The organism is Porphyromonas levii DSM 23370 (assembly GCF_000379925.1).
GTDB classification, from domain to species: Bacteria; Bacteroidota; Bacteroidia; order Bacteroidales; family Porphyromonadaceae; genus Porphyromonas_A; species Porphyromonas_A levii.
On sequence record NZ_KB904308.1, the window covers coordinates 1 to 8342 of the forward strand.

General features: G+C 45.4%; 9 protein-coding genes. 2 read left to right on the top strand and 7 right to left on the bottom strand.

Features of this window, described 5'->3' with window-relative positions:
* Both A3GG_RS13790 and A3GG_RS0110635 read left to right on the top strand, forming a co-directional pair.
* Positions 1-245 (top strand): hypothetical protein (locus A3GG_RS13790; RefSeq protein WP_018359275.1); only part of this gene is annotated, 245 nt, incomplete at its 5' end.
* A gap of 117 nt (positions 246-362) precedes the next feature.
* Complete coding sequence (locus A3GG_RS0110635) at positions 363-662, top strand: ATP-binding protein (protein WP_018359276.1); 300 nt, start codon at positions 363-365, stop codon at positions 660-662.
* A gap of 182 nt (positions 663-844) precedes the next feature.
* Here A3GG_RS0110635 and A3GG_RS0110640 read toward each other — a convergent pair whose 3' ends face one another.
* From A3GG_RS0110640 to dnaN, 7 genes are all read right to left on the bottom strand, one after another.
* Positions 845-1222: a RidA family protein gene (locus A3GG_RS0110640; RefSeq protein WP_018359277.1), complete on the bottom strand. Its 378-nt coding sequence runs from the start codon at positions 1220-1222 to the stop codon at positions 845-847.
* Between the two features lie 28 nt (positions 1223-1250).
* Positions 1251-1970 (bottom strand): 23S rRNA (guanosine(2251)-2'-O)-methyltransferase RlmB, encoded by a 720-nt coding sequence (rlmB, locus tag A3GG_RS0110645; protein ID WP_026215788.1) that lies wholly within the window; start codon positions 1968-1970, stop codon positions 1251-1253.
* 321 nt (positions 1971-2291) lie between these two features.
* A complete protein-coding gene (gene recN / locus A3GG_RS0110655) occupies positions 2292-3956 on the bottom strand; it encodes a DNA repair protein RecN (protein ID WP_018359279.1) in 1665 nt (554 codons plus the stop codon).
* A complete protein-coding gene (locus A3GG_RS0110660; protein WP_018359280.1) occupies positions 3953-4846 on the bottom strand; it encodes a type IX secretion component PorD family protein in 894 nt (297 codons plus the stop codon). The genes recN and A3GG_RS0110660 overlap by 4 nt, the downstream gene beginning before the upstream one ends.
* Positions 4847-6061, bottom strand: coding sequence for a bifunctional phosphopantothenoylcysteine decarboxylase/phosphopantothenate--cysteine ligase CoaBC (gene coaBC, locus A3GG_RS0110665; RefSeq protein ID WP_018359281.1), 1215 nt, complete (start codon positions 6059-6061; stop codon positions 4847-4849).
* On the bottom strand, positions 6058-6825 hold the full coding sequence (locus A3GG_RS0110670; protein ID WP_018359282.1) for a 3'-5' exonuclease: 768 nt from the start codon (positions 6823-6825) through the stop codon (positions 6058-6060). Before A3GG_RS0110670 ends, coaBC begins: the two co-directional genes overlap by 4 nt.
* A 5-nt stretch (positions 6826-6830) precedes the next feature.
* Positions 6831-7961 (bottom strand): DNA polymerase III subunit beta, encoded by a 1131-nt coding sequence (gene dnaN, locus A3GG_RS0110675; RefSeq protein ID WP_018359283.1) that lies wholly within the window; start codon positions 7959-7961, stop codon positions 6831-6833.
* Positions 7962-8342 lie beyond the last annotated feature (381 nt).

Genomic DNA, 8342 nt, shown 5'->3' on the forward strand with positions numbered 1-8342 from the left:
CCTATTGGGTGGTCAATAATATACGTGTACAACTGAAAGGAAAAGGAATCAGACATTATTGGAAAGAGATCGTCCGAATAATGTCCACCCAAAAAGCAGTTACGACGGAAGCCACCAACATGCTAGGGGAAAAGGTGGTCCTCCGAATTTGTAGCGACCCACCACCAAACGCCAGAAAAATCTACCAAGCCCTAAACTATAAAACCCACCCATTTAGAAAAATCAAAATTTGTAGTACACAGTAACTCTTTAAAAAAAAGACAACAACACTAATAACAGTCACTTACACTCCGACAGGGGTCAAACTTGGGCTAAATGACTTGTGCTACCACAATTATCTCTATTCAGGATTTGGCTATGGGATGGGGTACTTATTGGAGAATGCCGTCTATTTAAGTCTTAGGAGGGCAGGATATCAAGTCTATGTGGGGACTAATAGAGATACGGAGGTCGACTTTGTTGCTATCAAAGGGGGCAAGAGGTTGTACTTCCAAGTCTCCTTACAATTAACTGAGAAAGAAACAATAGAGCGAGAGTACCGGTCTCTTTTGTCGATAGAAGATAATTTCAAGAAGTACGTGGTCAGTTTGGATGACTTCAAGCTTCCAACAAACGAAGGCATCGACCATATTTCGGCTTGGGAACTCGACAGTATTCTGTAACGTATAAAGTGGGGAATCATCCCTAACACACAGCTCATCACTTCACTTGGCCTGTGCCTATTCCCTATGTTCAAACCGACAAGGGGTTCTTGTTTTTACTATATGTAGAAAAGGGGCGTACAAAAGTGTACGCCCCTTCATATTAGGAAGATTGCTGCCTATACAAGCACAGAATTGCTGGCTTACTCAGCAGCAATTACCTCAAGCTCTACTAAACCACCTTTTGGTAGTGCACAAATCTGGAATGCGCTACGTGCTGGATATGGAGCCTTGAAGTACTCTGAATATACTTCGTTTACCTTGGCGAAGTCTGCGATATCTGTTAGGAATAGTGTGGTTTTTACCACATTATCCAATGTCAGACCTTTTGTCTCGAGGATAGCCATGACATTCTTAAACACTTGGTGCGCCTGACCTACGACATCCTCGCTGGCAAAGTTGCCAGTCTTAGGATCTAGTCCAAGCTGTCCTGATACAAATACCAAACCATTGGCTGCAACTGCCTGTGAATATGGACCTACTGCTGCAGGGCCATTGGGTGTACTGATAATCTCTTTCATCGTTGTAAATATTTATTGTGTATATAAACTACTTTTTCTGTCTTACGGCTTCATAAAGAAGGATACCTGTAGCAACCGATACATTGAGTGAACCAATCTCGCCAAATAGTGGGATACGTACAAGATCGTCACAATTACTGAGCGAGTACTCCGATAGACCTGTATCCTCGGCTCCCATGACTAATGCGAGTGCACCTTTCATCTGCACATCATACATCTGACCTGTAGCCTTTTCGGATGCACCGATAACTTTTATCCCAGACTCCTTGAGGAAGTCTATAACGGACTCTACTGACTTTTCCCGACATACAGCAATACGAGATAACGCTCCTGCAGAGGTTTTGACGGCATCGGAAGTAACTGAAACGGAGTTTTGCTCAAATATAACAATGGCATCAACACCTGCACACTCGCAAGTACGAGCAATGGCTCCGAAGTTACGCACATCGGTAATACCATCCAGCACAACAATGAACGGGTCTCGACCTGCTTCGAACAGCGTAGGGATGACATCCTCTAGGGTAAAGTAGTGTGCAGCTGCCTTCACCGCAATAATGCCCTGATGGTTGCGGTTGGTAAGGCGATCAAGCTTTTCTACTGGCACTCGGCGGACTGGTACTCTGCGCTCCCCTATAGCATCTAGTAGCTCCTTCATGGTATCACTATTGGTCTCGCGCTTCACGTAGATGAAGTCAATCGGATCACCTGCTTTAAGAGCCTCACGAATAGCGTGTATACCAAAGATCATCTGATCTCTCTGCTCACTTGGTTGGTTGTACATTGGCTTCGTTTGCCTTTGCCTATACTGTGTCTGCCTTGAAGCTCCTTGTTCTTCCCTAAATTGCCTTGGGGCACGAGGTCTATCACCAAAGTCTCTTTTCGAACCACTGGGTCTATCACCAAAGTCTCTTTTTGGACCACGGGGTCTATCGCCAAAGTCTCTTTTTGGACCACGAGGTCTATCGTCAAATCTTCTCGAGCCTTCACGTCTCTCGCCACCCTGCCTTGAACGACTATTGCGCTCTCCATCACCGCCTCTACGGTAGTTATCATCTCTCTCCATTCTTATTTACTTACTTAGTAATTCTCTTGCATTAGCAAGCGCTGCATCAGTCATCTCCGCCCCTGTGAGCATTGTAGCCAATTGTCGAACTCGCTCTTCGCCCTCCACCTCGTGTATCGTGGTGAAGTATGTATCTTTATCTTCCTTCTTTGCCACTACCAACTGATGCTTTGCCAAAGCTGCTATCTGTGGTAGATGTGTAATGGATAGCACCTGAATATGCTCTCCCAATCGTGCCATTACCCTTCCTAGCTTCTCTGCGACCTCTCCGCTAACACCAGTATCAATCTCGTCGAATATCACCGTAGGCAATACCGTATGCTCTGCCAAAATAGTCTTGAGAGCAAGCATAAATCGTGAAATCTCTCCACCAGAAGCAATTTCCCGAATAGGCTGTAAGGTAGTCTGCTTATTGGTAGCGAAAAGGAATTGTACCCCATCGAAGCCATTCGCTCCCAACTGCGGTAACCGCTGTAAATCTGCTTTGAAAGTAGCTCCAGCAATACCTAGCTCAGACATCAGCTTGTGCAACGGAGGGAGTAACCTATCAGCTGCTTTTTCTCGAGCAATAGACAGTTGTTCAGCGAGACGTGTTGCCGTGTCTAGCTTTTGCTGAACCTCATGCTCTAACTGCAAGAGACGCTCGTCTGAATTAGTGATTTCCTCTAGCGCCCGAGTATATTGATCTCTCAGCGTTATAAGATCATCGTGCTCTGTAAGCTTAAACTTAAAGAGCAAGCCCTGAAGCAGATCGAGACGCTGTTCTATCTGCTCCAATTCCTGGGGGTCTACCTCAATATTATCGAGTAGGTTATCTGCCTCTCTGGTGATATCTCGCAACTCTACCTCTAGTGATTCTAGTCGTCGGTGTAACTCTCCAACTTGCGTGTAGTGCTGAGCAACCCTACCGATAAGCTTCGTAGCACCATGCACCTGCTCTACCACCCCCTGTCGCTCCTCATCACCTTCGGCAAACGAAGAGACGAAATGTAACGCTTCTGCTATCTCTGTGCTGTGCTGAGCCATCGCCTGCCTCTCCTCTAGCAGATCCAGTTCTCCAGCTTTGAGGTTCGCATTATCTAGCTGCTCTAGCTGGAATGCTATAAACTCTTGCTCCTTGGATTGTTGCTCTATCCTCTTTTGCTCTGCCAAAAGTGTCTGTTTGGACTCAGAGAATGCAGCGAAAGCAGCAGTATACTCCTCCAATAGAGAGTGGTTATTGGCAAGTGTATCTAGTACATTTATTTGATAGTCTACATCACCTATCAGCATATTGTGGTGCTGGGAATGGATATCTACGAGATGTTCTCCAACGGCTTTCATCACCGCAGTCGTTACTGGGGTATCATTAATGAATGCACGACTTTTGCCATTGCTGGTTAGCTCACGGCGAAGTATACACCGCTCCTCAAAGTCGAGATCGTTATCAGCAAATATGTGTTGCAATCCCACAACTCCCGTAAGATCACAATCCGCCTCAATGATGGCTTTATTCGCTCCCTCTCGTATAGATTTTATATCTGCTCTATTGCCCAATATCAGCCCAATAGCTCCTACTAGAATAGACTTACCCGCGCCAGTCTCTCCAGTGATGGTAGTGAAACCATCTTGAAGGGATAGCTCAAGCTCCTTGATTAGAATAAAGTCCTTTATGTATAACCGAGTAATCATCTGCTAAAACTTATCGATGGAAATAGATCTTCTGAAAGCCTACGTATCTCTGTAGCAGTAGGGGTCTGCTCCGCTTGGAGATATTGACTAAGCTCAAGTGCTTTGGCATCAGAGAAAAGGGTAAAGAAGGATAGCGAACTATTGTATTCTCTCAGTTGCTTCACCCCTTGCAACACGACCTTGGTTACCTCACCGTAACCTGTAGTGACTTCGCTATCCAATGCCTCTCTATGGTACAGGTACCACAACTCCCTGAAACGGTCTCCCCAGTCGGAACGAAGCTCTTCGAGGTGCCTTGATGGTGCATACTTTGATTGTTTTTGTCCCAACAAACTGAGCTCTCCTTGCCACGATGTCTCAAATATACTGCGGTGCTCCTGTAAATAACTCAGGAAGGGCGCCCCTCCATAGAGTGAAAAGCTATCGTAGTAGTACATAGCTCCAAGGGTAGCAAAGTAGTAAATCATGCGACTGATCTGCTCCTCGGGAATATCTCTTCCAATAAAAGCAGGACTCTGCCGTGGTTGGAACCTAAAGTTGATTTCCTGCTCTTGAAGCAATAACAGTAACGACTCTCTATCTCTTCCAAAGCGTGGCCGATAAAAGGCCATTTCTATACTACCCTGATACTGATATCCTATGGCTTGTTCTACAAACAGCACCATGGTAAGACGAATCGGCTGCTTGGGGGTATACTCCACAGAGATATCTGGGGCATAATTGACCAGCATTGTCTGGAGTTGTTCCTGTAGGTGGTTCAGGTCTTTCTGAGTATTCTCTGGTAGACCATACGCATTGACGATCACCTCTGGAGCGAAGAATGTCTGCCCCTGTGCCATAGCGACTACAATACAAAATAGTATTGCAAAGATGAGTCGTCTGCCTTTCATTTACTCCTCAGCCTGCAACTGCTCCAAACGATCTAGTATAGCTTCAGCTACTTCTCGTTTGCTCATCAAAGAAAGCTCCTGAGAGTGCCAGCCATCATCGTCGTAGAGCGTTACCTTATTAGTATCTACGCCAAAACCGGCCCCCTTATCTTGAAGCGAATTGACGACAATCATATCCAGCTTCTTTCGCTCCATCTTATCACGGATTGCCTCCTCGTTCACCTCTGTCTCAAGAGCGAAGCCAATATGCCACTGACCTTCTTGTTTGCGTTCCCCCATAGCAGCAGAGATATCAGGATTGGGAACTAAATCTAGAGACATAGCCCCTCGTGTCTCCCTTTTTATCTTTTGCTGTTCCTTTGTAGCTACACGGTAGTCGGCCACAGCAGCGCAAAAAATAGCAACTTCATATTCCTCAGTGGCAGCGACACAGGCATCATACATTTCTTGTGCGCTCTCCACCTTTGTGATACGGACATTAGCGGACTCTGGAAGGGTAGAGACTGGTCCAGTGATAAAGCGTACTATCGCACCTCTTTCGGCTGCGGCTTCCGCTAAAGCCTTACCCATCTTACCTGTAGAATAGTTACCAATGAAGCGCACTGGATCTATCTTCTCATAGGTTGGACCCGAAGTAATCAGCATGTGTACACCAGAGAGTGTTTGCTCATGCTGCGGCTTAAAAAAGTTCTCTAATGCCTTTACAATCTCTTCGGGCTCCGCCATACGTCCCTTTCCCACCAAGTGGCTAGCCAATTCGCCTACTCCAGGCTCAATGGTCGTTACACCCCAATCCTGTAGCATACGGATAGACCGAGTGGTAGATGGGTGAGCGAACATATCTAAATCCATTGCTGGTGCAATAAAGACAGGTGCTCGACAAGAAAGATAGGTGGTGATGAGCAAGTTATCAGCAATTCCATTTGCCATCTTGCCCAAAGTGCTAGCTGTGGCTGGTGCTATAACCATTGCATCAGCCCACACGCCTAAGTCCACATGACTATTCCATGCCCCACTTCTCTCATTGAAAAACTCTGAAAGAACAGGGCAGCCCGTAAGGGTAGATAATGTAAGTGGCGTAATAAACTCCTTAGCTGCTGGAGTCATTACGACCTGTACCTCTGCCCCAGCTTTGACTAATTGACGAGCTAGTATAGCACTCTTATACGCTGCTATGCTCCCAGTCACGCCCAAAATAATATGCTTTCCTTTCACCGCTTACTATTTATTGCAATCTTCTGTAAATGCATCTTGGTATCCAATGGGAAATCTCCTTGCATTATCCAATCGAAATACCCTTTATCTCGAATAAGTACTTCCTCCACTGGCAGTCCTTTGTATTTACCAAAGTTGAAACAAGGTATGCCTTTAGTATCATATACCATACGTCCGCCTAGGTCTACATTATCATTGAGTTTGGTATAGGCATCAAGGTGCTCCACATCTCTTGGGAGATCGTCATACATCTTTAGCTGACCTAAGAGCACCTCATACGTAGCACGCGTGTCAGCATCAGCGGAGTGAGCACCTTCTAGATCCTTATCGGCATAATACCTATAGGCTGCAGTAAGTGTTCGTGGTTCTCTTTTATAGAATATAACTTGGACATCCACTACACGGCGACTACTGAAGTCCACAGGAATACCTCCCCTCTGTAGTTCCTCAGCCAATAGTGGTACATCGAAACGATTACAGTTATATCCCCCTAGGTCACAATTCTCGATAAAGGCTGCCACCCTCTTGCCTATCTCTGCAAAGATAGGCTTATCCGCTACCATCTCATTGGTGATACCATGTACCGCAGACGACTCGGCTGGAATAGGAATCCCTGGATTGACCAACGTATGGAAACTCTCTTCCGACCCATCGGGGTTCACTTTGAGAAGCGCAATCTCCACAATTCTATCCCTTACTACATCCAAGCCAGTAGTCTCTAAATCAAAAAAGACTATCGGGCGCTTTAGATCCAATCTAGACATACCGATTAGCTGTAGACAAATGGCATCACTGCTATCACAATCTCCACACCTGCCTCACTCTCTATAGGAGAGATAAGAGCGGCACGTGAGGCATCGCCTATCTTCATCACTATCTCTTTGGAGGGCATCACTCCTAATATCTGAATCAGGTGCTCAGAGCGGAACGAGAACCTAGCCTCAGTGGAGGAAAAAGAAACAGGCAAGACCTCTTCAGCTTTTGTACTAAAGTCGATATCACTTGCCTTAAGGGTCAACTGAGTAGGAGCGAAGTCGAAACTCACGAGATCCATTCCTTTATTAGCAAAGACAGATACACGGCGGGTGGCTGCTAGCAATTGCAGTCTATCAGCCTCCAATGTCTTGTCATTCTCCTTTGGAATCACGGTCTCGTAGTTAGGATATTTCCCTTCGAGCAGACGGCACTGAAGCTCTACTCCAGGCGTCCTAAAGAGAGCGAAGTTGGGATAAAGCTCTATTTCCACTATCTCGTCATCTTTTTTCTGGAATACCTGAGACAAAAGCTGCGCAGGTTTCCTTTGCAGGGTAATCTTGTAAGGCTCAGTCACCCCTAAGTCTAGCATAGAATGACGATAGTAGGCAAGAAGGAAACCATTCGTACCTACAAATGTAATATGCTCAGGACGAATATCTAAGTGGACACCTGTCATAATAGGGCGCACATCGTCTGTACTCGTTGCATAAAGAGTATTCTCAAGACCCTCCAAGAAGTTGGTTACCGGCATCTGGATCTCTAGCTTATCATCGCCAAGAGACTCTACAGACGGGAAGTCTGCACCTTGCACTACAGGGAAAGAGAAATGACCATTATTGTACTTCGCCTCTAGCTCATTATCCTCACTAAGCTTAAACTCTATAACCTGATTTGGTATTTCCTTAAGAGGCTCTAGTAGCTGACGCACTCTTACACAGAAGCTCATATCCTCTCCCTCCTTAGCGTTTAGGGGAAATCGGGTCACAATACGAGTCTCACCATCAGTAGCAGTTAGGCTAAGGCTATCACCACTCACCTCAAATAGGGCAAACTCCATGATAGCAAGAGTATTCTTGCTATTCACTACACGCCCAACCACCTGAAGGTGGTCACGTAGCACATCACTCAGAATTGTAAACTTCATCTGTCTCTATATTTATTATTCGTATTATCTATATAATGTCCTCAAAATTACCAAATCTTTAGCACTCTCCCTAACTAAAGCACTAAAAAGAGCGGTGGAGAAGCCATAAGCTCTCCACCACTCTACCATATATTATGAATATATATTTATTAGAAAATATACTTCACTCCTATCTGTGCCTTCCAGCGTGAGCCGAAATCGCTTAGATAGTAAAGAGTGTCGCTAGCCCAAGTTTGACCCCTGTCGGAGTGTAAGTGACTGTTATTAGTGTTGTTGTCTTTTTTTGAAGAGTTACTGTGTACTACAAATTTTGATTTTTCTAAATGGGTGGGTTTTATAGTTTAGGGCTTGGTAGATTTTTCTGGCGTTTGGTGGTGGGTC